This is a genomic window from Acidobacteriota bacterium (assembly GCA_016196035.1).
Classification (GTDB): domain Bacteria; phylum Acidobacteriota; class Blastocatellia; order RBC074; family RBC074; genus JACPYM01.
The window spans coordinates 131,744-158,092 of record JACPYM010000022.1; the positions used below are offsets into that span (position 1 = coordinate 131,744).

The following is a 26,349-nucleotide window of genomic DNA, read 5'->3' on the forward strand; positions in this document are numbered from 1 at the left end:
TGATCGCAAGAGGCATTGATGCAAAGCAGTCTGGCATTGGCTGAACCCATCCTTCACACGCACTTCAAGCTCGCTTCGGCGGCGGCGTTGCAGGTGCAAGTGCACCACGACGACGCGGCGCTAGATGCGTTGTGTGAAGACTGGGAAGAGTTGATCGAGCATTGCGCGCAAAGCAGCTTCTTCCTAACTTGGTCGTGGGTGCGGCTGTGGTGGCAAACCTATGCGCCGCCCCAAAGCAAGCTGTATTTGCTCACCTGCCGTGACAGCGAGAATCGTTTGATCGGGTTGGCGCCGTTTTACTGGCAACAACGCCGCTTCTGCGGCGTGCCGCATCTGCGCGATTTGAATTTTCTGGGCACGGGCGCGGGCCTCAAAACCAGCGAACATCTCGACCTCTTGGCGCGCCGCGGCTGTGAACGCCTGTTCGCCGAAACGTGCGCAGCCTTTCTGTTGCAGCGCCGCGATTGGGATCGGCTGTGGCTCTGGAATATCCCAGAGCAATCGAAAACGCTCTCGCATTTGCAACCAGCCTTCGGTCAAGCCGCGCGCGTCGGCGTTTGCGATCATCCGCATCATCTTGATGTCAGCGCCGATTGGGAAACCACGCAACAAAACTGGACGCGCAAATTCGGCAGCAACAACGACCGCTGTGCGCGCAATTTGCAAAAGCAATTCGCCACCGAGTTTCGCCGTGTCGAGACGGAAAGCGAGTTGGAAACTGGGCTGGATGATTTCGTGCGGCTGCATCAGATGCGCTGGCAAGCCAAAGGCGCAAGCGGCTCGTTCGCTTATCCCAGGTTTGAGAGCTTTTTGCGCGCGGCCATGCGGCAGGCCTTGCGCGAAAACCGGCTGGCGTTCTGGACGTATAAATTCGATGGCAAGTGTGTCGCCACCTTAGTCGCCTTTCTGCACAACGGCGTCGCGCATTACTTCCAGGGCGGCTTTGATATGGAATACGCCCGGCACAGCCTGGGCAGCGTGATGCTCACGCATTGCATTCGGGATTGCGTCACAGACCCGCACCTTCGTGAATTCGATTTCATGGGCGGCGGTGCGGCCTACAAAGATTCCTGGACGAAGACGACGCGCGCGGCCTTTGAATTGGAAGTCTTCCGCCCGACCTTAGGCACGTTGCTCTATACGACCGGCATGAAAACCCGCAAGCTGTTGTCACGCGCGCGCCGCGCCGTGCGGGCGCGTTTGCAGCAAAGCAAACCGACAAGTTGAGCGCATTGAAAACCCATGTACGCAAGCAGCATTCAACTCATCACTGAACCGCGCCCCGGCCCTGCGCCAAAGTTACAGGCAGTCGCGCCCGCCGCACACCCGGCCACACGCCCGCCCCGCAAATGCCAGTTCGCCTCCGAAGGCCAGCGGATGTCGCTGACCATTGTGCACAGTGCAGCGGAACTGGCGGCGCACCTCACGGCCTGGGATGAATTGGCGGCCAACACCATCGAACCGAATGTCTTTTATGAATCGTGGATGCTGTTGCCCGCATTGGCCGCCTTTGGCGCTGAAGCGCAACTCAGCTTCGTGCTGGTATACGCGACCGGCCCCTCGAACGAAGGCAGCAAGCCGGTGCTCTGCGGCTTCTTCCCGTTGCAAAGGCATGCCCGTTTCCGAGGCTTGCCGGTCAGCTATACCAGCCTCTGGAAATATAAATACTGCGTGCTGTGCACACCGCTGCTCCGGCCCGAATACGCGGGCGATTGTCTGGCCGCTTTTTTCGGCTGGCTGGGCCGCGCGCCTGAGACGGGCGCGTTGCTGAAACTGGCATACGTCACGGGCGATGGCCTCTTCCAGCAATTGCTGACGGATTATTTCAACCGGGCGCGCACCCTGTTGAGCGTCGAAGAGCGCTTCAACCGGGCCTTGCTGGAACGCATGGGTGTGGGTGCCGCCGCCAGCGAGGCGTATATCAACGCCGCGCTCTCTGGCAAACGCCGCAAAGAATTACGCCGTCAGGAAAAGCTGCTGCGCGAACAGGGCCAACTCGAATTTGTCTCGTTCCTGGCGGACGCACCAATGGACACTGAGGCTGACACCGAAGTCTGGCTCGAACAATTTCTGCAACTGGAAGCGCAGGGTTGGAAAGGCGCTGAAGGTTCGGCGCTGGCCTCGGCCCAGGCCTCGCGCGAATACTTTTTGCAAATCGCGCGCGCGGCGGCCAAACGCGGCCAATTGATGTTTCTGGCGCTGCGACTCGACGGCCAGCCCATCGCCATGAAATGCAACCTGCTCTCAGGCGCGGGCGCGTTCGCCTTCAAGATCGCGTTTGATGAAGCCTTCGCCAGCTATTCGCCGGGCGCGCAATTGGAATTGGAAAACATTCGCCGCGTGCACGAATCAACTGACATGGCCCCACTGGAATGGATGGATTCGTGCGCGACAAGCAAACATTTCATGATCAACCGCCTGTGGCTGTCGCGCCGCACCATGCAAACCATGCTGGTGGCGACGGGCAAAGGGGGCGGCAGTTTCCTGGTCTCAGTCGCACCGCTCTTGCGCTGGGTCAAACGCAAATTCTTCGCGCATCTACCCGCGCAAAGTTAGCCGAAGACTGTCAACGGAGGTAACAACGATGGTCGCCACCCAACTGCAAACAGATTTTTCTGAAACCCCAACAGCCTCAAAAACAGGCCCGTACTTGACCCTCGAACCGGCTGCCTGGCAGGCCAATTTCCCGCAGCGCCCGTTTATGATCCGGCACTATCTGGCGGGGCATGAATTATTCTCGCTGCCCCGGCTGATTGAATTGGCGCAACGCCTGCCGGCAGAGCGCGTCGAATACAACGCCGGCAACATTCCGGTCAGCCAAGACCCGGCGACGACGCCACAAAACGGCTTGAGCATTGCAGAAACGATTCGCCGCATCGAAGAGTGCCGTTCCTGGCTGGTGCTGAAAAACGTCGAACAAGACCCGGCCTATGCGGCGCTGCTCAATGCCTGTCTGGATGAAATCAAAGCGTTCTCAGAACGCAGCGTGCCGGGCATGTCAAAACGCGAAGGCTACATCTTCATCACTTCGCCGGACTCGGTCACGCCCTATCACATAGACAACGAATACAACTTCCTGCTGCAAATTCGCGGACAGAAACAGATCAGCCTCTTCGACCGCGCCGACCGTTCGATCCTTTCCGAACTCGAATTGGAAAAGTTCTATACCGGCGGCCACCGTAATCTGACCTTCAAAGACGAATACCAAGCCAGCGCACAGGTCTTTCAACTCACACCCGGCGACGGCTTGCACTTCCCCATCACCGCGCCGCACTGGGTCAAAAACGGCCCGACGGTTTCGATCTCGTTCAGCATCACGTTTCGCACACCTGCTTCGGAAAAGCGCGAGATGGTTTTTCGGGTGAATGCGGGGCTGCGCAAATTCGGCCTGACGCCCACGCCAGCAGACGCGGTTCAATGGCAGGATGTGCTCAAAGCCAATGCCTATCGCGCGTGGCGGCGGGCACAAACGCTGTTCAGGCGCGCCGCCTAGCGCGCGGTACTGTCTCACTTCGCTGAAACGTGTGCGCGCCGTTTCTTTTCAGCCACCAGAAAAAACGCCGCGCCCGCCAGATTCGCCACAATGGCGACCGTGCCGACCTTGAGCGAGAAAGACGCCTGGCTTCTCACTTCGACAATCGGAAAGATCGAAAGCGCCAGATTCAGTAGCGTCATCAAAAACCCCGACACCGCCGCCACGCGCAACCACAGCGGCGGACGCGGTTCGACGCCGCGCAAGCCAATGATCGGGACGGCGAACATCACCAGATAGGTCGAGCCGTAAAAAATCACCGAACCGCTTTGCAATAACTGATACGCTTCCTGCTCGCCCACGCCGGTCACGCCCGCCAAGCCAACGCCCAGCATCATCGCGCCGACAAACAGGATCGAATTGACCGGCGTTTTGCGCACCGGATGCAAGCGCGTGAACCATACGGGCAGCAGATGATCCCAGCCCGCCACCATCGGCAGCCGCGCGTTCGCCGTAAAATTCACGCTCGCCTGTGCCAGCCGCATACACATCACCATCAGGATCGCCACCGGTACGATTTGCGCCGCGATGCCGAACGGGCGCGCGCCGAGGCTCAAGACCTGTGGAATCGGGCCGATCAAATCAATCTGCGCGGGCGGCAAAAACGCCAGCATCGAACTCGTGCCCAGAATAAACATCACCGCGATGATCGGCGCGGCGATCAGCACCGAGCGGCCAATCGTGCGCACCGGGTCGCGGCATTCGCCCGCCAGGATGGCGACGTATTCAAAGCCGCCCAGTGCGCCAAAACCCAGCTTGCCCAGGATGTTCAAACTAAACAGCGTGAACGCCGGCATTGCCAGCGGCAACGGCTGATACGACGGAATCGCTCCGCGCCACACATTCAACAACGGCAACGCAATCAGCGCCGCAAAGATCACCAGCATCATCACTGCGCCCGTGTTGTGCACCCATTTGCCGACGCCCAATCCCAGCGTAGACACCAGCACCAGCGCGCCGATGACGACGCAACTCGCGGTCACGATGAACCATTTGCTGCCCGCCAGCCACGCCGCGCGCGGCCCCAGCGCGTATGACAAATACGTCGCCACTTGCAGCCCGATTTCCGACGTGAGCACGATCACATACAGCCACAGATTCCACGCCACCAGAAAGCCGATGAATTCGTTGAAGCCCAGCTTGGCCCACTGATACAACCCGCCTTCGAGCGGCATCAGCCGGTTCAGATAAATCACGACCACCGCCGACGGGATGTAAAACAGGATGATTGCCAGCAACCAAAATACTGTATGCGACGGCCCCAGCTTCGCCGCCGCGCCGACCCAACTCAGTCCGACGATAAACAGGATTTGCGTGAGCACGAGGTCGGTCAGGCCGAGTTCTTTTTTGAAGACGGCGGAGTGGGCTTCGATGGATTGTTCGGCGATGCGGAGTTCGGTTGCGGCGGAATCGCGGTCGGTATTCATCCATTCGCTCCTGCAAACTTGACGGGGAAAGGCGCATCTCCAAGCGTGGTTAGAGGTCTTCTGGTTTGAGGCCCGTTGACTTGGCAATGCGCGCCAGCATGCGCGGGCCAATCTCTTCGTTATCGTGAAACGCAAAAACGAAGTCGGCCCAACCTGAACGCGCCAGCACGCGATGCGAGCCGGATTGCCGTTTGACACTCCAACCCAGCCGTAGCAACGCGGCCAATAGGCGTTTGGCTTTTGTCGTCGGCCACTGTTTCATGCAGCTTTGAAAGAAACGCTCAACATTTGCGGGATGCGCTCGCCGTGTTCGAGCCGGTCAGCCAGCACGCGCAAAGCCAGTGCTTGCACGCGCGCCAACGCTTCGTCAGAGCTTTGCCCATAGACCAAAACACCAGGCATGTCGGTTACTTCGGCCAGCCAACGGCCATCCGCTTCCTGCTCAAGTTCAATCGTAAAGTTCATAGCATTACCTCAAGCTACATTCATACTGCCTTCATTCGTCGTGATGTTGCGGTGATTATAGTCTGATTTTCAACGCCCGCTGGCAGTCGCTGACACAGCAATCGCCACCCGCGCCCAATCCCAACTTTCCAACCCCCGCGCATTCACCGCCTTCACACTCACCACCGTGCCCGGCGCGACGTTGGGCAGCGACACACGCGGGGCCGTGACTTTCACGCGCGGGCCGTTGCCGACGGTCACGACATACGACTTCACACTCTTTTCCGGCGCGGCGGCCCAACTTAATTCCGCCGTCTTGCCGTTGTAACTGACGACCTTCAAATCTTTGAGCCGCGCCGGACTGGAAGCCAGCAGCATCAGCGTGGCGACGGTGGTCTTGCTGGTTTCGGTGATGAGTTGGTGGTTGATGCCTTCCAGCCAATCGTGCGGCTGGTGGTAGTGCGGATTGCCCAGCACCGGGTAAGAGCCGATGCCGCCGACGATGTCGCCGTAGGCTTCAAAAAAGGCCGTCGCGTCGGTGCTGCGGTGATAGCGCGAATCGTAGGTAATCAGCCGCGTGAATTGCAGCGCCGCCGCGTGCTGGATGTCGCGGATGCCGTCGTTCGAATAGCGAATCGTGTTGTCGAGCCGGTTGTCGTTGGCCCAGCCGATCATGTCGTTGTTAAGCGCGCCGGCGATTTGCAGCTTGTCGGCTTGGGCGCGCCGCACGAATTCGCGGCTGCCCAACAGTCCCGCCTCTTCGCCGGTGAACGAAGCGAAGATGATCGTCGCGGGTTGCGGATGTTTGGCGAGCACGCGCGCGGCTTCGAGCAAAGCCGCCGTGCCGGAAGTGTCATCGTCAGCGCCGGGGCCTACGGCAACCGAATCGTAGTGGCTGCCGACGACGTAAATCAGTTCAGGGTTTTCAGTGCCGGTCAGCTTGGCGACGACGTTGGCCGTCTTGCCGCCCAGCGCGCCGCGCGGCTCGAACCATTGATATTCCGGCTCATAGCCGAACGACTTGTATAGGCCGAACAGATACTCCGACGCCAGCTTGTTGCCGGGCCGCGAGATGTGTTTGGAATCGAAATCAAATAACATCTTTTCGTATTCAAAAATGCGATTGGTCGAGGCTTGCGCGACAACGCCGCGCACATCAGCGGCGATGGGCGCGTACATCTTTTGCCCTTCGGTTTGCAGCGCGACTTCGGCGGCCAGGTTCTTTTCCAGCCGCGCCAGCAACTCGGCTTTGGTCACGCGGCGGCTCAAATCCATCAGATAAACGCCGCGCTCATTCGACACCGTGTCGCCATCGCGGTCGGCCTGAATCAACAGCTTCGTGCCATCGGGCGAAGCGGCCCAATTGTATTCCGGCGCAATCGTGCGGACGGTGTTGTTGTGAAAGAGGCGCAGGCGCTGATTGGTTTTCAGGTCGTAAAGATACGAACGGCGATGGCGCGGCTCGCCGATGACGCCGAGCAAGCGATCAGGGCCGAGAAAGCGCGGCAACAGATCGTGCTGAATCTCGCGCGTCAGCCGCGTCTCGTTCTTGCCATCGCGCTGAATTAGATAGACCTCCCAATCGTCGCGCGTCATTCGTTGATAGGCCAACCGCTGTCCATCAGGCGCAAAGGCGGGCGCGTCGAGCCGGTCGGTCGTTTTCAACACCGTGGATGGATCACCGCCGCTTGTGGGGATGACGTTGAGGCTGTTCTCCTGTCCGTTGCGGGTGAGATAGGCGACCGTCGAACCATCATCGGCGAGCGTGAAGGCTGTGCCATCCAACGCCCTCACCTTACGGGTGGCGAGATCAACAATGCCAAAACGCGTCGCACCACCAAACCCGCCGCCTCCGCCTCCGCCTCCGCGGCCTTGGCCCCCACCTTGACCAGCTCCTTGTCCAGTATCGGCAGCAGCATTACCGGCAGGTTGATTGGGCACGGGGCGCGGCGCAGCGAAAGGGTTCGCGTTCGGCATCGTGACCAGCAAGACTTTGCCATTTGGATCAACAACGGGCGCAGTTTTGAATCCCTCGGCATCGGTGACAACAACGGGTTGCAACGCGCCGGGCGCGAAGGCGTAAACATCATTGCGATTGGTTTGCGTCTCTTGCACGCCGACGAAAAACACCGTTTCGCCATCGGCGGCAAAGACGGGCGAAGTCTTGAGCAAGCCAGCGGTCGGCAATTCAACCTCTTGTCGCGTCGTCAGGTCGCGCACGATCAATTGCGCCAGTTTCCCTTGCAAGCGTGTCAGTGCCTGTTGTGCGCCGATTCGCGCAATGCCTTGGGCGCTGTCGAGGGCGGCTTGGGCTTTGACGAGTTCGTCGCTGGCGGGCAATTTCAGATAGACAACCTTGCGGCCCGCGGGTGCGATGGCTGCGCCGATGCCGGGCAATTCGGCGAGCGTGGCGGCAGGATTGGCGACTGCCACGACGCGCGTCACCGTCGCTTTGGCCGGGCCGGTTTCATAAACGATGAGCTTGCCATCGGGGCTGAGCTTCGGATTGCGTCCATCGGTGGTGAGTTCGGTGGTTTGAAACAATTCGCCCGTTTGCAGCGCAATCGCTTCGAGAAATTGTTCGCTCACCGAACTTTTGAGCAAACGCTGATAACCGCGCAAGGCATCGGCATACTGGCCGTTTTGCCAGGCATCGTTAGCCGCGCGCAGGTCAGCCAGGTTTGGCTCTTGACTGTGGCTGCCTTGCGTAATGCACAAGAGCAACCAGGCCAGCGTGAACACAAGCAGTTTTTTCATGGTGAAGGTCTCCGCCAATTGATGAATATGATGTTGGCTCTCTTCTCGCTTTACTGGGCTGAAAAGTCAATTGGCGGCACAAACAGGCGGCTAAAAAGAAAGCCGCCCACCGGCTTGGAACCGGTGGGCGGCTTGGCATGTTGCGGTGCTGACGCAGGCTCAGTAACGGCGGCGGTCACGGTTGTAACGATCATATTGCCGGTAGCCTTGCCGATAGCCATCGCGGAAGCCATCGCGATAGGCTTCGTTGCCGCTGCGATAATGGCTGGAATTGTTCGGGTCAGGGTTGCGGCGCGATTGCGCGTCTTCCTGCCCACGATTCAACCCATCGCGGAAGCCTTTTTGCTCCTGTTCGCGATACCAGTTGCTGTTGCGGCCGCGATTGCCCAAGCGGTCATCACGACGATCATCCCAACGATCATCCCGCCGGTCACGGCGATCTTCCCAACGGTCATCACGGCGCTCGTCGCGGCGGTCTTGTTGATCGCGCCAGATGTCAGGCCGCTGCCAGATTTGCGCGTAGGCAATTGAAGAACTCGCCGCGCCTGCGGGAATCAGAAACGCCGTTGCCAAAGCCAATTTCAGAGCAGTTTGTTTCCACGTCTTGAAGTTCATATTCCTCCTTACGCCTGAAGACTGCGTTGCCCCTCTGCAACTGCGTTTCAGGAACTCGGCCTGCCTAATTGCATCTGCCGTGCCAGTGGCTGAAACGTTGTTAAATTGCTGATTTACTTTGAAATTATTGACGTGAGGAAAATTGCGAGGAACTTGCCATACCCCAAATCGAACAACACCAAACGATATGGTTTAGGCTGACCGTCGTGGCTCAATTGGCTTCAATCTCACCGACGCGATGCAACTTCATCATCGAAGAGAGCGTCGGTTTTTCCGGCACCCGCCCGGCCATCTCAACAATCATTTCGCCGCGTTGCACCAACCCGCGCGTCAGCAACGCTTCATCCACACGGGCGAGCAATTCAGAACTGTGTCCGCTGAAATCGAGCACGTATGGTTCCAACCCCCAAATCGCCGCCAGTGCGTTGCGCGTCAGCTCGTTCGGCGTGAGCGCAATGATGCGCTGGGCCGGGCGCAACGCCGCCAGATGCCGGGCCATCGTGCCCGATTTGCTAAATACGACGATGCATTTGGCGCGCAACTCCTGCGCGGCATATATCGCAGCCTCAGCAATGGCGCGGCCCTCAGTGCCCTTTTGCTGATGGTGAATCAGCGCGCGCGCTTGATCGAGCGGGCAGTTGCTTTCGGTGAAACTGATGATGCGGGCCATCGTTTCGACCGCCGCCACAGGGTATTGCCCGGTCGCCGTTTCCGCCGAAAGCATCACGGCGTCGGTACCGTCGAGGATGGCGTTGGCGACGTCAGAGGCTTCGGCGCGCGTGGGACGCGGTTCGTGGGTCATGGATTCGAGCATCTGGGTCGCGGTGATGACCAGTTTTTCGGCGGCGTTGGCTTTGGCGATGATTTGCTTTTGGTGGAAGGGCACGCTCTCGACTGAGGTTTCAACGCCCAAGTCGCCACGCGCGACCATCACTCCGTCGCAGGCTTCGATGATGTTATCGAGGTCGTCGAGGGCCTCGCGCTTTTCGATCTTGGCGATGAGTGGGACGTGGCTGCCGAGGAATTCGATCAGGGTCTGCGCGCCGATACAATCGCGGGCGCTGCGCACGAACGAGAGCGCGACGTAATCCACGCACTGCTGCAAACCAAAGGTCAAATCGGCGCGGTCTTTCTCGGTCAGCGAAGGCGCTGAAAGTTTCACGCCGGGCACGTTGATGCCTTTGTTTTCACCCAGCAGCCCGCCGTTGATGACACGGGTCGCGACCTCGGTCTTGGTGGTTTGTTCGACCTTCAGTTCAATCAAGCCATCCGCCAGCAAAATGCGGTCGCCCGCGTTCACGTCATTGGGCAAATGCACGTAGCCGGTCGAAACGATGGTCGCATCACCTTCGATTTCGCGCGTGGTGATGAGCAATTGTTGGCCGGCTTCCAACAGCACGGGTTGGTGGTCGCGCAACTTGCCGGTGCGGATTTTGGGGCCGCTCAGGTCGAGTAGGATGGCCAGTGGATGGTTGAGTTCAGCGGCGATGGCGCGCGCGGTCTGGATGGTTTCGGCGTGCGATTCGTGGGAGCCGTGCGACATATTCACGCGCACGACATCCATCCCGGCCTGCATCAAGGCACGCAGCGTTTCGGGCGCGCGCGAGGCTGGCCCGATGGTCGCAACAATCTTAGCTTTTTTCATTGTGTCTTTCTGATGGTGGTCGTGATTGACCGAAGGGGAACGAGTGATCGTGAAAAGTGCTCAGGTTGTTGGTCGCTCGCATCTAATTCGTGCAGGCAATTCGTGCTGGCGGCTCTTGGTGGCCGTTTCATCATCAAGGTGTGTGTGTGTTTAGAGCTTCTTATCCAATTCCTGTTTGATAAACGCCGTCAGGTTCGCATCCAGATTGGCATCCTGCCCTTCAAAATGCCCGGCCAGCCGCCCGCTGCGGCCATAAATCAAAGTTTGCGGCACGCCCGTATCCTTTGACTCGATGAATTTCTCGAACGTGTCATAAGAGAGCATCGTCAGCGGAAATTCGATCTTTTGATCTTTGATGAATTGCTGCACGCGCTGTTGCGAAGTCTCGGTGTCGGTCAGCATCACGCCGATGATCTTTAACCCGCGCTCGCGATCTTCGTCATCAAACTTGTTCAGCGCGGGCACCTGATCGCGCGAATGCACGCACCAGACGGCCATAAATTCCAGCACTACGACCTGGCCGCGCAACCCAGCCAAACTGTACTCGCGCCCGTCCAGCGTGCGCAGCGGATGTTTGGCGGCGGCATCTTTGGGGAAATTACCGATTTTGATTTTGGCTTGTGCCACTGGAATGGCAGGCAGCCCGGCCCCTAATAACAACGCAAATAATGCGGACGTGGCGAGCAGAGACAATCTTGCAGCGCGGGCGGCGGAATGAAAACGCATGGTGAACCTCGTGGGAAACAGTGGTCGGTAGTCGGTAGTTCGGTAGCCATTTGAAATGGCTACCGAACTACCGACTACTTTTTCAACTAGCCTTGCTTGGTTTTTTGCGCGACCGGTTTGGCCGTCGCTTTGCTGCCAGGTTTGACGGTGGCAGGCGCGGGAGCAACTTTCTTCAATTCTTCTTCAATCGCCTGTTTCATCTCTTCGCCGAGCTTCTCGTTCCAGCCGATGGTGCGCTTGACCATTTTGCCGTCCGCGCCAAAGAGAATCATTTGCGGCACGCCATGATCGTGACTGTCGGCGTAATAGGCCACCACCATATTCGTGATGAAGGCGACCGGGTAAGGAGTTTTCGCCTTTGCCATAAACGAGCGCACGCTGGCGAGGTCTGTTTCCTGATCGGTGGCCAGTCCCAAGATGTTCAGACCGCGTTTGCTATACGCCGTGTTCCATTCCGTCACGTGCGGCGCGTGTTCCTCGCAATGCGGGCATTTCGACCAAAACATATCCAGCAACGTGACCTTGCCGCGCAAGCTGGAAAGCTTAATCGCCTTTTGCGCGCCCACCACCGGCCCGGCATTGGGGGGCACCAGTTTCAGAATCATCTCAGGCGTATCGCCCGACCCATCCGCCAGCGGCAATTCGGGGATGTCATCCGCCCCCAAACGCGGCGCGGCGCTGACCATTAAGGCCAACAACAAACTGGCCATCAGTGCGCCCAGAGCGCGCGCGGAAGAGAAAAGTTGGTGTAGTGTCGTTGCTGCCATTGCCAAATTACTCCTTACAGAAGTGAGAAATTAGTACGCCACGGCGGTGGCGGCCAGGTTTATGTGGTGCCCAGTTGCTTGGTGACAACCTGTTCGAGATAGGCCAGCCCTTTTTCAGGACGTTCGCCGACCAGATGATCAACCAGCTTGCCGTCTTTGCCGAAGATGAAAAGTTGCGGAATCGGCGGCGAGCCGCTGTCGTCTTCGGTGCCTTTCAGAAAAGAATCGGTCACGATGCGGCTCGGATAAGCGATGGTGTAATTGATGCCGACTTGTTTGATGAAATCGTTGACGAGCTTTTGATCGGTCTTTTGATCGTCCAGGCTCATGCCGATGACGGCCAGCCCCTTGGCACCGTAGCGTTTGTTCAATTCAGCCAACTGCGGCGCTTGTTTGCGGCAAGGCGCGCACCAGGTGCCCCAAAAATCCACGACGACGACTTTGCCACGATACTCATTCAGTTTCAGCGAACCGCCCGCGTGCTTGGGCACCAACAACGCTTGCGCGGTTTCGATGGCCTCGCCGCTGGGCTGCCCCGTGGATTTGGGCATCGCGCTGGCCGGAATGGCGTCGCTGGTTGAGCTGGCGCCCGAACTCGCCACCGGTTTTGGCGCGGCGGCGTTGTCGCAGCCCAGTGTGCAAAACGCCGCACTCAACAAAAGCGCGGGCAGGAATTGTTTAATAGCGAAATGCTTCATGCTCATCATCAAAAGACTGCGCGACCGGGTCGCGGTCAAAATCAGTGGTTAAACCATCAGAACTTTCCATCAATGGCACCCGATATTCCTCTGAGGCCCAACGCCCCAAATCAATCGTTTGGCAGCGTTCGGAACAAAACGGGCGAAACTCGCTTTGCTCCCAATCTACGGGTTGGCGGCACGTGGGACAACGGCGCATCGGTACAATCCTCGGCAGAAACGGTTAGTGTTGAACGAAACCGTATGATACCGAATTTTGTCTGAAGTCCAAACCGGTTTAGTAGCCAGCCGCGCAGGCTTGCGTTAGAGTGGCGGCACCGCTGCCGTTGATTCGTCAACAGATCATGAGGAGAACGTATGCGATTGCTGCTTTTTGCGCTGCTTTTCGTCAATTTGGCCGTGCCTGCGCAAGAACCCGCGCGCCTTACCAGCGCGCACGAAACATCCACGCAAAATCCACCGCGCAACCTCCGGCCACGCGAGGCGAAACCTACTGCACCAGAAACCGCGCCCGCACCCTCAGAGGCTACCGCCAAAGAAAAACGGATCGCCGCCCAATTTGCGCCCATTTTTCTGCAAGGGCTGGGCGACAACCCGCGCGCCGATTACATCACCAACTTCGATTTTGATGGCGACTGGAAAGGCGACAACAATTGGTACAACCTGGATAAACGTAACTTCGCGTTGCGCGCCTATATCTACTACTCCGTCGCCGAAACTGAAACGCATTATTTTGTGCACTACGCTGTCTTTCACCCACGCGATTACAAAGGCGGGACGGCCACTTCGATGATTCTGGACAGCGCCATCCGCCTCTCACTGCCCCAACTCGGCAAGATCAAAGACCCCACTGTGGACAAGGTCAACGATGTCGCGCTCTCACACGAAAATGATTTAGAGGGCTGTCTGGTCGTGGCCGAAAAACATGGCGAAGACTTAACCCAGGCACAGGTGCTGTATGTCGAAACGATGGCGCACAATGGCTATTACAAGTACCGCACAGCGGCGGCTCCCGGCAGCATCGGTGATCCGCTTGAGTTGAGCGGCGCGCATCCGCGTCTTTACGTCGAACCCAAAGGGCACGGCCTCTATCGCTACACTGGCGATAGCACACAAATCAATCCACGTGTCGCCGGGTTGCTGACCTATCAATACACCGGCACGGCGGAAGACCACGAAACGCTGGGCGAGAAGGCGGATGGGAAAACCATCGGCTACGATCTGCTCTCGATCTATGACAGTTTTTGGGCGCGCGCGACCAAAGGCGAGAATGACACCTTTGGCGAAACGCTGGATTATCAAAAACGCAGCGCGATGAAATTCCAAACCGGTCAAACGCCATTGAGCACTGAACACGAATTCGGCCAGCTCGGCGCGGCTTTTCGCGGCAGCGTAGGATTCAAAAACAAGGCCCGGCCACCGTGGGCCTGGTTTGATGAAAGCGAGCGGAACCGCCCACGCGGCGAATGGTTTTTTGACCCGGCGGCGGTCATTGCGCGCCATTTCGGCAACGACATCAAAGACGGCAAATTCTCAGACGTCTATCGCTGGAATCGTTATTTTGGAATTGAAGAAGGAAAGTGAGCGCGGGTTGCGTTAGCGGAGAGTTAGGGAGTGGAGCTAGTCGGGCTCGAACCGACGACCTCTGCAATGCCATTGCAGCGCTCTTCCAAGCTGAGCTATAGCCCCACATTTTCAAAGGATCGTGATCAAAATGCTTTCGTGCGAAAGCGGGGGCATCTTAGCCAACCGACCCAACTCCGTCAAGCCACCCTTTGGATTGAAGCGCTGCTAGCCAGTTTTGAAAGCCAAGTGGAAAGATTCCCGCCGGTTGGCTAAGATGTCGCCGCATTCATCCCCAAGAGCAGCAACATGAAGTCTTACACCAAGTATCTGACGTTTCAGACCAAGAAACGGCGCGAGTATCTCAATATCACTGACGAAGTGGCGGCGGCGCTCCGTGCCAGCGGCGTGCAGGAAGGCTTTGTTTTGGTTTCAGCCATGCATATCACGGCATCGGTGTACATCAACGATGCTGAAGATGGCTTAATTGCCGACATTGATGAATGGTTGGAGCGGTTAGCCCCGATGCGCGCCGATTACCGCCATCATCAAACCGGCGAAGACAATGGCGATGCGCATCTGAAAAACCTATTGATGCATCATCAAGTGCTGGTGCCGATCACCAAAGGCGAGTTAGACCTGGGCACCTGGCAACAAATTTATTACGCGGAGTTTGACGGCCAGCGCCGCAAACGCGTCATCATCAAAATCATCGGCGCATAACCTTTGATCAATCGAACTACGAACACGCATGCGAACTTTAATTTGGTTATTTCTAGCCATCGCTATCACCCTGCCTTGGCTTTTCTTTGTCTTGACTGGTGAGGGCCATCACTTGGTTGCCAGCCATCCCGCCCAGGTTTCGGCGCTCTCTGGTCTGGCCATCATTGGCGCGGCATTTCTGTTGAGTTGGGGCGCAGAGCTTTCTGAACGCGACATCCCCCGGGCGCTGGCGTTGATTGCATTAGCACTGATCAGCGTCCTGCCTGAATACGCCATCGGCTTGCATTACGCTTGGGCCGAAGGCCGGGCGGGCACGCACGAAGGCTTGGCCGTGGCCAACATGACCGGCGCAAACCGCATCCTCATCGGCGTTGGCTGGGCCTTGGTGGCAATTGTCTATTATTTCAAGCACGGTAAAAAAGCGGTCGAACTGGATCATTCGCAAGGGTTGGAACTGAGCCTGCTGCTGTTGGCCACGGTGTATACGCTGGTGATTCCGCTAAAGGGCACGCTTTCGCTGTTCGACACCGTAGTGCTCTTCGCCCTGTTTCTTTTTTACGCCGCCCGTGCTTCGCAGGGCGAAAAACACGATGAGCCGGATTTGGAAGGCGTCGCTGGTGAATTGGATCAGCGGCTCGGCGATGGCGCGCGGCGCTTGGCCGTGTTGCTGATGTTCGGCTTCGCCGGACTGGTCATTTGGTTTTCTTCCGAACCCTTTGCCGAAGGGTTGAAAGCAACGGGTACGGTTTACGGCGTCAATCAGTTTCTGCTGGTGCAATGGCTCGCGCCGCTGGCCTCGGAATCGCCCGAAGGCTTGGTGGCGTTGCTCTTCGCCTTAAAAGGCAAAGGCTCGACGGGCCTCGGCGCGCTGATTTCGTCAAAGGTCAATCAATGGACGCTACTGGTCGGCGCGATTCCGCTGGTTTACGCGCTGGCGGTCGGCGCGTGGGTGCCGATGGAGTTGAGCAGCTTGCACAAAGAGGAATTGCTGCTGACCTCGGCGCAATCGCTGTTTGCCGCTGTTATCATTTCTGATTTCCGTTTGGCATTGTGGGAAGGCGTCTTGTTGCTCGTGTTGTTTCTAGCGCAATTCTTCTTTCCACAGCCAGAGATTCGCTACATTTTCAGCGGCATCTATTTGGTGGCGGCCACTGCAATGATCATGACCTCGCGGATTCGGCGGCAGATGATGTGGAATGCGTTGTTGTTGCGCAGGTGCGATCCGTCGAAGTTTTGACGCAACTGGTGCAGTACCGCGCGCGTGAGCAAGCGGGGCCGTCACCTAATGCTCATTGGGTGAGAGAGACAGCGCCGCGTGCTCACGCGCGCGGTACTGTCTTCAGTGATCGAACATCGGCCATGCCCGCCCATCAATTACCGAACGGCTATCAATATCAATCACATCGTGGCGCGTGATGATGCCGACGATGCGTCCGTATTCTTCGACCAACAACGCGGGCGATTCTTTCAGGTACTTCATCGCGCGCTCGACGTCCACCGTCTCGCTGACGACTGGGAAGGCTTCATCCATTACGGCGCGCACCGGCTCATTGAGCAGCGAACGTTCATCCAGCAAGCGCGCCATCAAATGGCTTTCGCGCACACTGCCCACAGCCTTGCCGTCATCCAGCACCGGCAATTGCGAGAGGCCACGCTCGTTCATCAACTTCAAAGCATCACCGATCAACGTATCGGGTGAGATGGAAATCAGGCGCGGCTTCCCGGCGTGCAGCTTCGATTCGTTGAGCAAACTCAGCGTCATGCGCTCCGGCCCCAGCAATTGTTTCTCTTTCAGCCATTCGTCCGACAGGAATTTTGACAAGTAGCGCTCGCCTGTATCGCACACGATGAACACAATGATGTCGTTTTCACCCGCCGTCTCTGCCGCCTTCAACGCCGCCCAGGCGTTCGTGCCCGTGCTGCCGCCGCAAAAGATGGCTTCCTCGCGGCACAGGCGGCGTGCCGTGCTAAACGAATCGCGGTCGGTCACATTGATGATCTCGTCCACGTATTTCAGATGGACGTTTTCGGGGATCAATTCCTGCCCAATGCCTTCGACCAAGTATGGCGAAGCGCTCATCAGCTTGCCGGTCTCTTTGTAGGTCTTGAACACCGAACCAACCGGATCAGCGCCGATGATTTTGATATTGGGGTTCTGCTCTTTCAGATAACGCCCCGTGCCGCTGATCGTGCCGCCCGTGCCCAGGCCCGCGACAAAATGCGTAAGGCGGCCTTCGGTTGCTTCCCACAACTCCGGCCCGGTCGTTTTGAAATGCTTTTCGGGATTGGCTGGGTTGGCATATTGATTGGTCAGGATGGCATTCGGCGTCTCGCGCGCAATGCGTTTGGCGACGCTGACGTAATGCTCCGGCGTGTCAGGTTTGGCCGCCGCCGATACGACGATCACGTCGGCGCCCAGACCTTTCAGATAACGCGCCTTTTCCTGACTCGCCTTTTCCGTCATTACGAACACGCAGCGATAGCCTCTGATCGCACTGACCAACGCCAGCCCGATGCCGGTGTTGCCGCTGGTGGCTTCGACAATCGTGCCGCCGGGTTTCAGATCGCCCGCGCGCTCGGCGCGCTCGATCATCGCAATGCCGATGCGATCTTTGACGCTGCCGCCGGGGTTGTACGATTCCATCTTGGCCAGCACAAGCGGCTTCAGGCCTTTGGTCAGCTTGTTGAGTTTGACGAGCGGCGTATTGCCGATAAGTTCGAGGACGTTGTTTTTATAATTCATGCCATCTCCAAAAAACGACAGGATTCACTTGGATGGAGATTCAAAGATCACCAATCCCGTGAATCCTGTCAATGATGACCGGCTTGTTTTTTGGTTACTTTCCCGCCGTGGTCGCGCGATAGCCCAACTCCAACCCTTTTGTCGTCGTGTAGTACTTGGCCAGCATATTGGCCTTCTCCCACGCGGGCAGCGTTTGCGGGTCGCGCATATAGCTAAAGAAGCGCGTCGCCACCTGTCCGAAGTGCGCTTCGTGTCCATCGCGGTATTTGTCGGGGAAGGTCACACGCAATTTGTCGCCTTCGTCCACCGCCGCCACGCCCGGATACTTGGCTTGTAGCGCCGCGACTTTCTTTTGCAGCGCAGCCCAGATCGCCGCTTTGTCCGCCGCGTTATTCGGGATCACCTGAATCGTGTGCTGTTGCGCTTGCCGCACTTCGATACGCGCCTTGGTGCCCTTGAACCAAGCCACATGCGTATCGCCGCTTCCAGCAGGGGCTTCGTAATTCCAGATCACATCCAGCTTGGCGTGCACACCGCGCAGCGCGTAGGTCAGCGAACCGTTGCAGAAATACTCCAGCTTGTCGTCTTTCACATTCGGCGCAAGAAAAGCCGGGAAGTTCGCCTCGCCCGTCACGCGCTTGAAATCATCCTTGGGAATCACCGTCGGCCAGCGTTTGCCGCTGAGCACGTTGACGTCTTTGCGATAGTCGAGCGCCTGTTCGGGAAACACCATCCATTGCACCAAATCCACCAGATGCACGCCCACGTCAGATACGCCTTCGCCTTGCTGCTTTACGTCAAAGAACCAGGCCGGACGAACGTTGACCGCGCCCGACACGACTTTGTAAAGGTGATGCAGGCTTTCCATATAAATGGCCGGATCACTTTCGGAGCCTTTCTGCATCGTGCCGAAAATGCCCGCATCATTGATCAATTCGCGTTGCAGGATCGTCGTGATCTCTGACCGTTCGGTCATGATGTCGTAAGCAATCAGCCGCTTTGCCTCAGCCGTATTCAGCGTGGCTTCCAGCTTGGGAAACTCGCCCGCATTGATGATCCACGGTTTGTCTACCAGCGCATTGATACCGCCTTCGACACTCGCTTTGATGCGATCAATCTTGCCGGCATTGCGTCCGGCGATGACGACGACGTTACCCGGCTTTTCGCGCAGCATACGCGCCAGCGGGTCGCCGCCGGTGTGAATCTCTAACTGCCACTGCGTCGGGTTGGCCGCCCGCGTATTGAAGCCATTGATGCGTTTGAGATGTTCGTAGAGATCAAACCCCAGCGGCGCATAAACGTGCACGATTGGGGAAACATCGGTGAGGGGTTCTTTTTGCACGAGCGCCGCGTGGAAGTGTCCCGGGTCGAGCGTCATCAGGCGGATGTCAGACATAGCTTTGCCAGTGGATTTTTGCTGCGCGCGGGCGTGGAAAAGCAGCGACGTCGCCGCGCAGCCCAACGCAACAAGACAACCAAGGAGAGTCAATCGAATTCTATGTTTCATAGCAGTCCACAACTTGACGAAATTCAGCGCCGAAAGTGCGCAGCAGCAGCGAGCAACAGCCTGTTACCGCTGTAACGGAATAAAGTCGGGATCATCCTGGTGCTCGCGTTCCCACATCAGGAAGTCGTAATACCCGCAGCGGCTCTCTTCAGGATGTTCGCGGCAGGTGCGTGGGCGGTGTTCATACGCCGTGCAACGCCGTTCCGTCTGATCCAGAAAACGGCAAGCGCTTTTATAGATAGTGTCCTTGCGGTGGCGCAACACGCGCTGCCCACCTTCGTATTCCGGCACGAACTTCGTAAACTTGCGCTCGGCCTCTTCGTAGCTCAGGCCGAAGCCTTTTGCCAGCCGCTGAATGTCGGCCTTGTTGACGCGAATCCAGTCGTAGGTGCAGCAATAGGCCACGCATTTCGTGCAGTCGTATTTCAAACGCGGTGTTTTGGCCTTGCTCGACCCGTTGGCCTGCAAGACAGGGAGTTCTTTTTTAGCCATAGTGTTTTGTGTTGAATGCTTGCAGCAGCTTGATTGCAGTGTCGTGCTAAAGCGGGACATACTTACCATCATCAACAAACAACGGCAACCGCGCCGCTGCAAAACCACGAACTACGACTCACGCAAGGCATTGTCACAGAGGCACAGGGCCACAGAGAAAACGCTTGGATACGGCTCCCTCTCTTTCTGCTCCTCTTCCTCTGTGCCTCTGTGGCAATTGTCTTTATTCTTGCGTCTGTCCAACGAGATTCAAACGGCAACCATGAGCAAACCCGGTTGGAACCCCAAACACTGGGCCGGCTTCGCCCCCAACGGCCTCGGCCAGGTGAAGCCGAATCACTATCTCGATATGGCGAAGATCGTCTGGCGCAACCGCGATCAACTGCCGTATGCCTGGCGCATCCTCTCGCAAGGCGTTTGCGACGGTTGCGCGTTGGGCACCAGCGGCTTGCACGATTACACGATGGACGGCGTGCACTTGTGCATGGTGCGGCTGGAATTGCTGCGGCTGAACACCATGCCTGCACTTGATGTGCGCGTGTTGGAAGACGCCGACAAGTTGTCGCAAATGACAGCGGCGGAATTGCGCGAACTGGGCCGCCTGCCGTATCCGATGTTGCGGCGGCGTGGCGCACGCGGCTTCACGCGCGTGACGTGGGATGAAGCGTTGCAACTAGCGGCCAGCAAAGTGGCCGAAACCGATCCCAAACGCCTCGCCCTTTACGTAACCTCGCGCGGGCTGACGAACGAGGCGTATTACGTCGCGCAAAAGGTCGCGCGCTTCCTCGGCACCAATAACGTAGACAACTCCGCGCGCATCTGCCACGCGCCCTCGACCGTCGCGATGAAACAGGCCCTCGGCGTCGCGGCTTCGACCGTGTCTTACAAGGATTGGATCGGCACTGACCTGCTTGTCTTTTTCGGCAGCAACACGCCGAACAACCAGCCGGTGACGACCAAATACATCTACTACGCCAAACAACAGGGCACGCGCGTCGCCGTCGTCAACCCTTACCGCGAACCGGGCCTCGAACGTTATTGGGTGCCGTCGGTGGCCGAAAGCGCGCTCTTCGGCACCAAGCTGGCCGACGAATTTTTCCAAGTCCACACCGGCGGCGACCGTACCTTTATCGCGGGCGTGCTCAAACACCTGATCGAAAACGAATGGACGAACGAAGCGTTCATCAATACGCACACCAACGGCTTTGCTGAATTGAAGGCGAAGCTGCGCGCTTACGATTGGAAATTGCTGGAAGCCGCCGCAGGCATAGCGCGCGCAGAGATGCTGCGTTTCGCCCGCCTGCTGGCCGAGGCGAAAACCGCCATCTTCGTTTGGTCAATGGGCATCACGCAGCACGCCGATGGCGTCGCCAATGTGCGCGCCATCGTTGACCTAGCCTTGGCGCGCGGTTTCATCGGCCAGCCCCACAGTGGCCTCGTCCCGATTCGCGGCCATTCCGGCGTACAAGGAGGCGCCGAAGTCGGTTGCGTGCCGAATCAATTTGCGATGGGAACCGCCGCTGATGCCGCAGGCGCGGCACACATGCGCACAGTCTGGGGCTTCGATCCGCCCACCACAAAAGGCTTGAACGCCGTGCAGATGATTGAAGCGGCGCACGCGGGCGAACTGGATTGGTTCTATCAGAGCGGCGGCAACTTTTTGGAAACGTTGCCGGAGCCTGATTTCGTGCGCACGGCATTGACGCGCGTGCCGTTGCGCGTGCATCAGGACATTGTTTTGAGTCCGCAGATGTTCGTTGAACCGCGCGAGACCGTGTTGCTGTTGCCCGCGCGCACCCGCTATGAACAAAGCGGCGGCGGCACCGAGACGACGACCGAACGCCGCATCCTCTTCAGCCCCGAAATTCCTGGTCGCCGCATCGGCGAGGCAAAGAACGAATGGGAGATTCCGATGTTGATCGCCGAACGCGCACACCCCGCTCGCGCACACCTGATTCATTTCACCGACGGCCAAGCCATCCGCAACGAAATCGCCCGCGCCGTGCCCGCTTACACAGGCATCGAAACGTTGCAAACAACCGGCGATCAGGTGCAATGGGGCGGCGCGCGGTTGTGCGAGTCGGAACAGGGCCAGCCAGCCTTCGCCACCGCCGACGGGCGCGCGCAGTTTTCGGTGCTCGAACTGGCGGCGGAAACTCCAGCGGGCAAGCTGCGGCTTTCGACGCGGCGCGGCAAACAGTTCAACAGCATGGTGCAAAGCGCGCGTGACCCCTTGAATGGCGCTCATCGCAATGACGTGCTGATGAATGCGGACGACGCGCGGCGGCTGGGGTTGAAAGAAGGTGATGCCATTCGCTTGCACAATGAAAGCGGCGAACTGCGCGGACGCTGCCGCCTCGCGCCCATCGCGCCCGGCAACGTGCAAGTGCACTGGCCCGAAGGCAACGTGCTGCTCAAACGCGGCGTGTGCGACCCCGAATGCGGCATCCCGGATTTCAACGCGTTGGTTGAGGTCGAACGTCTTGCCTAAGCTCCGATTGGCGTGTGGGTGAATTGATTGCCGTGTTTTTCTGTCAGGCTTATACTCCGGCTATGTCACGACGTGACAAAATCCACGACGCGGTCAGACAGGCGCTCACCAAGGACGGCTGGACGATCACGGCTGACCCGTTTGAAATCGAGTACGAGGAAGCGCGGTTGCGCGCAGACCTAGCCGCTGAGCGCATGCTGGCCGCCGAACGCGCTGAGGAACGCATCATCGTCGAAATCAAAAGCTTTCTCAGCCCTTCACCGCTGCACGAACTGCAAGCCGCCATCGGCCAATATCAGATGTACTTGATGTGCCTCGAAACGGCGGCCCCGGAACGACGATTATTTCTCGCCATCAGCCAGCCAGTTTGGGAGAGCTTGTTTACGCTGAAAATCACCCAGGATTTTATCCGCCGCTTCCCGCTGCGCCTCTTTGTCGTCAACCTGCAAACCGAGGAGATTGTGTTATGGAAAGAGTAACGGAATACCGCCGCCTCATCCGGCAAATTATGGAAGCCCACGCCCGCCCCGCCGCCGCCAGCTTCCCCGCCACAGGCGTCGAAAAGCTGTTGATTATGGATGAGGAACGCGGCCATTACCTGTTGCTGAAATTGGGCTGGCAAGGGCATCAGCGTATCGAGTGGACGCTGCTGCACGTCAGACTCAAGGACGGCCAGATTTGGATCGAACACGACCTGACCGAAGACGGCATCGCCACGGAATTGCTCGCGGCCGGTGTGCCACAAGACGACATTGTGTTGGCTTTCCACCTGCCGGAACTGCGGCAGTACGTCGAATTCACGCCTGCCCGCACGGCGGCGGCGCTTGGCGCTTGAAGCCACTTGCTTGCCGTGTCTGCCCTGCCATTGCGCCTTTATTGCTATCAACCGTTGTAGATGGGTTGAACCATTCACCAACCAGGAGGCTTAAGATGAATCCCTCAACGACCCTCTCCGCGCTTGCCTTGTCCTTTCCCCGGATCTTTGCTCGACCACTGCGCGCGTTGTGTCTGCTGTTTTGGTTGCCGCTCTGGCTGCTGCCGTCGTCGCTGGTGCAGGCGCAAACTGGCGTGGGCACATCGCCAACCGCACCAAGTCAGGCTGAGGAGCGCACGTTGAAGCTGGGCGAGCCGGTCGAACGCGAGTTGGCGGGCGGGCAGCAGCATGCTTATCAGATCACGCTGAGCGCTGGGCAGTATCTGAACGTAGTGGTGGAGCAGCGCGGGATTGATGTGGTCGTGACGCTGAGCGGGCCGGATGGCAAGCAATTGCTTGAGGTAGACAGCCCAAACGGATCACAAGGAACTGAACCAGTACTGTGGGTTGCGGAGGTCGGCGGGACCTATCGGCTTGAGGTTCGTTCGTTGGAGAAGACCGCGAAGACTGGGCGTTACGAAGCAAAACTCAACGAAGCGCATCCGGCAACCGCAAGTGACCGCGCTCAGGTTGCAAAATCACTCGCCTTGTTGGAAGTAACGCAACTGGATGCTGAAGCGAGTACACTTCGTAATGCAGGTCAATACGACAAAGCTTTGCCTTTGGCTGAACGCGCGCTGGCGGTCTGTGAGAAAGCACTCGGCGCGGAGCATCCCACCACCGCCACCTCGCTCAAAAACCTCGCCGAACTCTACGACGACAAAGGCGACTATGCGAAAGCCGAGCCGCTCTATCAACGCGCATTAGCGATCCGTGAAAAGACGCTCGGCCCCGAGCATCCCGCCACCGCCACTGTGCTCAACAACCTTGCCTTGCTCTACTGCCACGACAAAGGCAACTACGCGCAAGCCGAGCCGTACTATCAACGCGCGCTGGCAATCTATGAAAAAACGCTCGGCCCGGAACATCCCTACACCTCCACCGCACTCAACAACCTCGCCGAACTTTACCGAAGCAAAGGCGACTATGCGAAAGCCGAGCCGCTCTACCAACGCGCGCTGGCGATCCGTGAGAAGACGCTCGGCCCTGAGCATCCTGACACCGCCACTGTGCTCAACAACCTCGCCTTGGTCTACGAAAGCGGCCGCGATTACGCCAAAGCCGAACCGCTTTACCAACGCTCGATGGCGATCAAAGAGAAAACACTCGGCCCTGAGCATCCCTACACTGCACAATCGTTTGACAATCTCGCTTTGCTTTACACGGATAAAGGCGATTATGCGAAGGCTGAGCCACTCTATCAACGCGCGCTAGCGATCCTTGGGACTGCACGCGGCCCTAACCATCCGGATGTGGCTACCGTGCTTAACAACCTCGCAGTGCTTTACAAAGATAAAGGCGATTATGCGAAGGCCGGGCCGCTCTATCAACGCGCGCTGATGATCCTGGAGAAGGCGCGCGGCCCCAATCATCCTGATGTCGCCACCCTGCTCAGAAATCTCGCTTGGCTTTGCCGCGCTAATGGTGACATCCAACAAGCAATAACCATTGCTGCACGTGCGGCTGAGAGCAGCGAGTTCAGTCTCAATCAAACTCTCGTCATTGGCTCAGAGCGCCAAAAGCTCCTCTTTTTGGCGCTCTGTGAGCGGGAAACCAACCTTATCTTGTCGCTGCACAAATCCGCACCCACTGATTCGCAAGCCTTGAAGCTGGCCCTTACCACGCTCCTGCGCCGCAAAGGCCGCGGGTTGGAGGCGGCAAGCGATGCCATTGCGACCCTGCGCCGCCGTGCAAAACCCGAAGACCAAGCCTTGCTCGACAAGCTCGTTGCTACGCGCTCACAGTTGGCGGTTTTGACCCTCAAAGGGCGGCAACAAAGCGATCCTGTCCAATTCAAAGCGCAACTCAAGCAATTGGCGGATGAAGCTGACAACCTGGAAGCCAATCTCAATTCACGCAGCGCTGAACTCCGTGCGCAAGCGCAACCGGTGACGATTGAAGCGATTCAAGCAGCGCTTCCCGCTGAGGCGGCGCTGATCGAGTTCGCCACCTATCGCGCCTACGATGCCAAGACCAAAAAGAATGGCCCACTGCATTACGTCACCTATGCGCTCGCCGCACAAGGTCAGCCACGCTGGGTGGAGCTAGGCGAGGCCAAGCCGATTGATGCTGCGGTCGAAAGATTACGGCAAGCCTTGCGCGATAAGAATCGGTTGGATGTGAAACAACTGGCGCGCGCGGTGGATGAAAAAGTAATGCGACCGGTACGCGCACTGCTCGGCCAGACGCGGCACGTCTTCATCTCGCCGGACGGCGCGCTCAATCTGATCCCCTTTGCTGCGCTGGTGGATGAACACAATCGTTACCTGGTGCAGCGGTACGACTTCAGCTACCTGACCAGCGGGCGCGATCTGTTGCGCTTGCAGGTCAAACAACCCGGCAAGCAAACGGCAATGGTCGTCGCCAATCCCGATTTCGGCGAAGAGGCCAACGCGGGCGCGGCGCGGCAACGCGGCTTGGTCTACCACCCCGGCACCAAGGCGGCGACGGGCGAAGGCGCGGTGCTGGCGGGCTATTACTTCCCGCCTCTGCAAGGAACGGCGGGCGAGGCGCGCGCGCTCAAGGCCATGCTGACGGACGCGACCGTGCTGACCCAGGGGCAAGCGACCGAAGCCGCGCTCAAACAGGTCAGCGGCCTGCGCATTCTGCACATCGCCACGCACGGCTTCTTCCTCGAAAATCAGAAACCTGCTGTGGCGGAAGAGCGCGGATTGAAGATGGTCGGTCTGGAAGAACCAATGGCGGTCGGGCAGATCGAGAATCCGTTGCTGCGGTCGGGCTTGGCGCTGGCGGGCGCGAATCGGCCAACGAGTGGCGCGGGCGATGACGGCATCCTCACGGCGCAGGAAGCCGCCGGCCTCGATCTGTGGGGCACCAAACTGGTCGTGCTCTCGGCCTGCGACACGGGCGTGGGCGAGGTCAAAAATGGCGAGGGCGTTTACGGCTTGCGGCGCGCGCTGGTGCTGGCCGGCAGCGAAACGCAGGTGATGAGCCTGTGGCCGGTCTCGGACAAGGGGACGCGCGATTTGATGATTGATTATTACCGCCGCTTGCTGCGGGGAGAAGAGCGCAGTGCGGCGTTGCGGCAGGTGCAATTGCGCATGCTGGCATCCAACAGAGCCGCCAATGCTCAGCGGACAGCGCGTGATTACAGCCATCCGTATTACTGGGCCAGCTTCATTCAATCGGGCGAATGGCGGAAGCTGGATTGAGCTTGGGAACCTGCTGCTCTTCGATACGTGACGGTGGCCGAGACGAGCGCAGCCTTAAAGCGAAGCAACCGAG

At 58.4% G+C, this 26,349-nt stretch carries 23 protein-coding genes and 1 tRNA gene; 10 read left to right on the top strand and 14 right to left on the bottom strand.

Annotation, left to right across the window (positions count from 1 at the left end):
• Window positions 1-36: 36 nt before the first annotated feature.
• Genes HY011_07565 through HY011_07575 form a run of 3 tightly spaced genes read left to right on the top strand, consistent with a single transcriptional unit; the run spans window position 37 to window position 3,493 of the window.
• Window positions 37-1,227, top strand: coding sequence for a GNAT family N-acetyltransferase (locus HY011_07565; GenBank protein MBI3422782.1), 1,191 nt, complete (start codon window positions 37-39; stop codon window positions 1,225-1,227).
• 15 nt (window positions 1,228-1,242) lie between these two features.
• Window positions 1,243-2,556, top strand: a complete 1,314-nt coding sequence (locus HY011_07570) for a GNAT family N-acetyltransferase (GenBank protein ID MBI3422783.1) — start codon at window positions 1,243-1,245, stop codon at window positions 2,554-2,556.
• Window positions 2,557-2,584: 28 nt separating this feature from the next.
• Window positions 2,585-3,493: a cupin-like domain-containing protein gene (locus tag HY011_07575; GenBank protein MBI3422784.1), complete on the top strand. Its 909-nt coding sequence runs from the start codon at window positions 2,585-2,587 to the stop codon at window positions 3,491-3,493.
• A gap of 14 nt (window positions 3,494-3,507) precedes the next feature.
• Here the strand turns inward: HY011_07575 and HY011_07580 are convergent, their stop codons facing one another.
• From HY011_07580 to HY011_07625, 10 genes are all read right to left on the bottom strand, one after another.
• On the bottom strand, window positions 3,508-4,959 hold the full coding sequence (locus HY011_07580) for an APC family permease (GenBank protein ID MBI3422785.1): 1,452 nt from the start codon (window positions 4,957-4,959) through the stop codon (window positions 3,508-3,510).
• Window positions 4,960-5,008: 49 nt separating this feature from the next.
• Window positions 5,009-5,221 (bottom strand): type II toxin-antitoxin system HicA family toxin, encoded by a 213-nt coding sequence (locus HY011_07585; protein MBI3422786.1) that lies wholly within the window; start codon window positions 5,219-5,221, stop codon window positions 5,009-5,011.
• Window positions 5,218-5,424: a type II toxin-antitoxin system HicB family antitoxin gene (locus HY011_07590; protein ID MBI3422787.1), complete on the bottom strand. Its 207-nt coding sequence runs from the start codon at window positions 5,422-5,424 to the stop codon at window positions 5,218-5,220. Before HY011_07590 ends, HY011_07585 begins: the two co-directional genes overlap by 4 nt.
• Before the next feature lie 69 nt (window positions 5,425-5,493).
• Window positions 5,494-8,160 (bottom strand): M20/M25/M40 family metallo-hydrolase, encoded by a 2,667-nt coding sequence (locus tag HY011_07595; GenBank protein MBI3422788.1) that lies wholly within the window; start codon window positions 8,158-8,160, stop codon window positions 5,494-5,496.
• 159 nt (window positions 8,161-8,319) lie between these two features.
• Complete coding sequence (locus HY011_07600) at window positions 8,320-8,775, bottom strand: hypothetical protein (GenBank protein ID MBI3422789.1); 456 nt, start codon at window positions 8,773-8,775, stop codon at window positions 8,320-8,322.
• A 211-nt stretch (window positions 8,776-8,986) separates the two neighbouring features.
• Window positions 8,987-10,420 carry a pyruvate kinase gene (gene pyk, locus HY011_07605; protein ID MBI3422790.1) on the bottom strand — a complete coding sequence of 478 codons (1,434 nt, stop codon included), beginning with the start codon at window positions 10,418-10,420 and terminating at the stop codon, window positions 8,987-8,989.
• Window positions 10,421-10,570: 150 nt separating this feature from the next.
• Window positions 10,571-11,146 carry a TlpA family protein disulfide reductase gene (locus tag HY011_07610; GenBank protein ID MBI3422791.1) on the bottom strand — a complete coding sequence of 192 codons (576 nt, stop codon included), beginning with the start codon at window positions 11,144-11,146 and terminating at the stop codon, window positions 10,571-10,573.
• An 86-nt stretch (window positions 11,147-11,232) separates the two neighbouring features.
• Complete coding sequence (locus tag HY011_07615) at window positions 11,233-11,913, bottom strand: TlpA family protein disulfide reductase (protein ID MBI3422792.1); 681 nt, start codon at window positions 11,911-11,913, stop codon at window positions 11,233-11,235.
• Window positions 11,914-11,972: 59 nt separating this feature from the next.
• Window positions 11,973-12,611 (bottom strand): TlpA family protein disulfide reductase, encoded by a 639-nt coding sequence (locus tag HY011_07620; GenBank protein ID MBI3422793.1) that lies wholly within the window; start codon window positions 12,609-12,611, stop codon window positions 11,973-11,975.
• Window positions 12,592-12,810 (bottom strand): DNA gyrase inhibitor YacG, encoded by a 219-nt coding sequence (locus tag HY011_07625; protein ID MBI3422794.1) that lies wholly within the window; start codon window positions 12,808-12,810, stop codon window positions 12,592-12,594. Before HY011_07625 ends, HY011_07620 begins: the two co-directional genes overlap by 20 nt.
• A gap of 158 nt (window positions 12,811-12,968) precedes the next feature.
• On the opposite strand from HY011_07625, the gene HY011_07630 reads away from it, so the two are divergent.
• Complete coding sequence (locus tag HY011_07630; protein MBI3422795.1) at window positions 12,969-14,195, top strand: hypothetical protein; 1,227 nt, start codon at window positions 12,969-12,971, stop codon at window positions 14,193-14,195.
• 31 nt (window positions 14,196-14,226) lie between these two features.
• Here the strand turns inward: HY011_07630 and HY011_07635 are convergent.
• Window positions 14,227-14,300: transfer RNA gene (locus HY011_07635), tRNA-Ala, on the bottom strand.
• 183 nt (window positions 14,301-14,483) lie between these two features.
• On the opposite strand from HY011_07635, the gene HY011_07640 reads away from it, so the two are divergent.
• Window positions 14,484-14,897 carry a YjbQ family protein gene (locus HY011_07640; protein MBI3422796.1) on the top strand — a complete coding sequence of 138 codons (414 nt, stop codon included), beginning with the start codon at window positions 14,484-14,486 and terminating at the stop codon, window positions 14,895-14,897.
• A gap of 28 nt (window positions 14,898-14,925) precedes the next feature.
• Complete coding sequence (locus HY011_07645) at window positions 14,926-16,134, top strand: sodium:calcium antiporter (GenBank protein ID MBI3422797.1); 1,209 nt, start codon at window positions 14,926-14,928, stop codon at window positions 16,132-16,134.
• A gap of 102 nt (window positions 16,135-16,236) precedes the next feature.
• Here HY011_07645 and HY011_07650 read toward each other — a convergent pair whose 3' ends face one another.
• From HY011_07650 to HY011_07660, 3 genes are all read right to left on the bottom strand, one after another.
• Window positions 16,237-17,640 carry a pyridoxal-phosphate dependent enzyme gene (locus tag HY011_07650; GenBank protein ID MBI3422798.1) on the bottom strand — a complete coding sequence of 468 codons (1,404 nt, stop codon included), beginning with the start codon at window positions 17,638-17,640 and terminating at the stop codon, window positions 16,237-16,239.
• Between the two features lie 94 nt (window positions 17,641-17,734).
• Window positions 17,735-19,147 carry an oxidoreductase gene (locus HY011_07655; GenBank protein ID MBI3422799.1) on the bottom strand — a complete coding sequence of 471 codons (1,413 nt, stop codon included), beginning with the start codon at window positions 19,145-19,147 and terminating at the stop codon, window positions 17,735-17,737.
• 63 nt (window positions 19,148-19,210) lie between these two features.
• On the bottom strand, window positions 19,211-19,639 hold the full coding sequence (locus HY011_07660) for a YkgJ family cysteine cluster protein (protein ID MBI3422800.1): 429 nt from the start codon (window positions 19,637-19,639) through the stop codon (window positions 19,211-19,213).
• A 262-nt stretch (window positions 19,640-19,901) separates the two neighbouring features.
• On the opposite strand from HY011_07660, the gene HY011_07665 reads away from it, so the two are divergent.
• The 4 genes from HY011_07665 to HY011_07680 all read left to right on the top strand — a co-directional run bounded on the left by HY011_07665 (window position 19,902) and on the right by HY011_07680 (window position 26,276).
• Complete coding sequence (locus HY011_07665) at window positions 19,902-22,130, top strand: FdhF/YdeP family oxidoreductase (protein MBI3422801.1); 2,229 nt, start codon at window positions 19,902-19,904, stop codon at window positions 22,128-22,130.
• 62 nt (window positions 22,131-22,192) lie between these two features.
• On the top strand, window positions 22,193-22,609 hold the full coding sequence (locus HY011_07670) for a XisH family protein (protein ID MBI3422802.1): 417 nt from the start codon (window positions 22,193-22,195) through the stop codon (window positions 22,607-22,609).
• Window positions 22,597-22,965, top strand: coding sequence for a XisI protein (locus HY011_07675; GenBank protein ID MBI3422803.1), 369 nt, complete (start codon window positions 22,597-22,599; stop codon window positions 22,963-22,965). Before HY011_07670 ends, HY011_07675 begins: the two co-directional genes overlap by 13 nt.
• A 95-nt stretch (window positions 22,966-23,060) precedes the next feature.
• Complete coding sequence (locus tag HY011_07680) at window positions 23,061-26,276, top strand: tetratricopeptide repeat protein (protein MBI3422804.1); 3,216 nt, start codon at window positions 23,061-23,063, stop codon at window positions 26,274-26,276.
• Window positions 26,277-26,349: the final 73 nt, after the last annotated feature.

Bases quoted from the DNA above. Each gene is read 5' to 3' on its own strand.
- HY011_07680 (MBI3422804.1), top strand. From the start codon at position 23,061: ATGAATCCCTCAACGACCCTCTCCGCGCTTGCCTTGTCCTTTCCCCGG.
- HY011_07660 (MBI3422800.1), bottom strand. From the start codon at position 19,639: ATGGCTAAAAAAGAACTCCCTGTCTTGCAGGCCAACGGGTCGAGCAAG.
- HY011_07650 (MBI3422798.1), bottom strand. From the start codon at position 17,640: ATGAATTATAAAAACAACGTCCTCGAACTTATCGGCAATACGCCGCTC.
- HY011_07615 (MBI3422792.1), bottom strand. From the start codon at position 11,913: ATGGCAGCAACGACACTACACCAACTTTTCTCTTCCGCGCGCGCTCTG.
- HY011_07630 (MBI3422795.1), top strand. From the start codon at position 12,969: ATGCGATTGCTGCTTTTTGCGCTGCTTTTCGTCAATTTGGCCGTGCCT.
- HY011_07570 (MBI3422783.1), top strand. From the start codon at position 1,243: ATGTACGCAAGCAGCATTCAACTCATCACTGAACCGCGCCCCGGCCCT.
- HY011_07585 (MBI3422786.1), bottom strand. From the start codon at position 5,221: ATGAAACAGTGGCCGACGACAAAAGCCAAACGCCTATTGGCCGCGTTG.
- HY011_07610 (MBI3422791.1), bottom strand. From the start codon at position 11,146: ATGCGTTTTCATTCCGCCGCCCGCGCTGCAAGATTGTCTCTGCTCGCC.
- HY011_07640 (MBI3422796.1), top strand. From the start codon at position 14,484: ATGAAGTCTTACACCAAGTATCTGACGTTTCAGACCAAGAAACGGCGC.
- HY011_07625 (MBI3422794.1), bottom strand. From the start codon at position 12,810: ATGCGCCGTTGTCCCACGTGCCGCCAACCCGTAGATTGGGAGCAAAGC.
- HY011_07600 (MBI3422789.1), bottom strand. From the start codon at position 8,775: ATGAACTTCAAGACGTGGAAACAAACTGCTCTGAAATTGGCTTTGGCA.
- HY011_07575 (MBI3422784.1), top strand. From the start codon at position 2,585: ATGGTCGCCACCCAACTGCAAACAGATTTTTCTGAAACCCCAACAGCC.
- HY011_07580 (MBI3422785.1), bottom strand. From the start codon at position 4,959: ATGAATACCGACCGCGATTCCGCCGCAACCGAACTCCGCATCGCCGAA.
- HY011_07665 (MBI3422801.1), top strand. From the start codon at position 19,902: ATGAGCAAACCCGGTTGGAACCCCAAACACTGGGCCGGCTTCGCCCCC.
- HY011_07670 (MBI3422802.1), top strand. From the start codon at position 22,193: ATGTCACGACGTGACAAAATCCACGACGCGGTCAGACAGGCGCTCACC.
- HY011_07675 (MBI3422803.1), top strand. From the start codon at position 22,597: ATGGAAAGAGTAACGGAATACCGCCGCCTCATCCGGCAAATTATGGAA.
- HY011_07595 (MBI3422788.1), bottom strand. From the start codon at position 8,160: ATGAAAAAACTGCTTGTGTTCACGCTGGCCTGGTTGCTCTTGTGCATT.
- HY011_07655 (MBI3422799.1), bottom strand. From the start codon at position 19,147: ATGAAACATAGAATTCGATTGACTCTCCTTGGTTGTCTTGTTGCGTTG.
- HY011_07590 (MBI3422787.1), bottom strand. From the start codon at position 5,424: ATGAACTTTACGATTGAACTTGAGCAGGAAGCGGATGGCCGTTGGCTG.
- HY011_07645 (MBI3422797.1), top strand. From the start codon at position 14,926: ATGCGAACTTTAATTTGGTTATTTCTAGCCATCGCTATCACCCTGCCT.
- pyk (MBI3422790.1), bottom strand. From the start codon at position 10,420: ATGAAAAAAGCTAAGATTGTTGCGACCATCGGGCCAGCCTCGCGCGCG.
- HY011_07620 (MBI3422793.1), bottom strand. From the start codon at position 12,611: ATGAAGCATTTCGCTATTAAACAATTCCTGCCCGCGCTTTTGTTGAGT.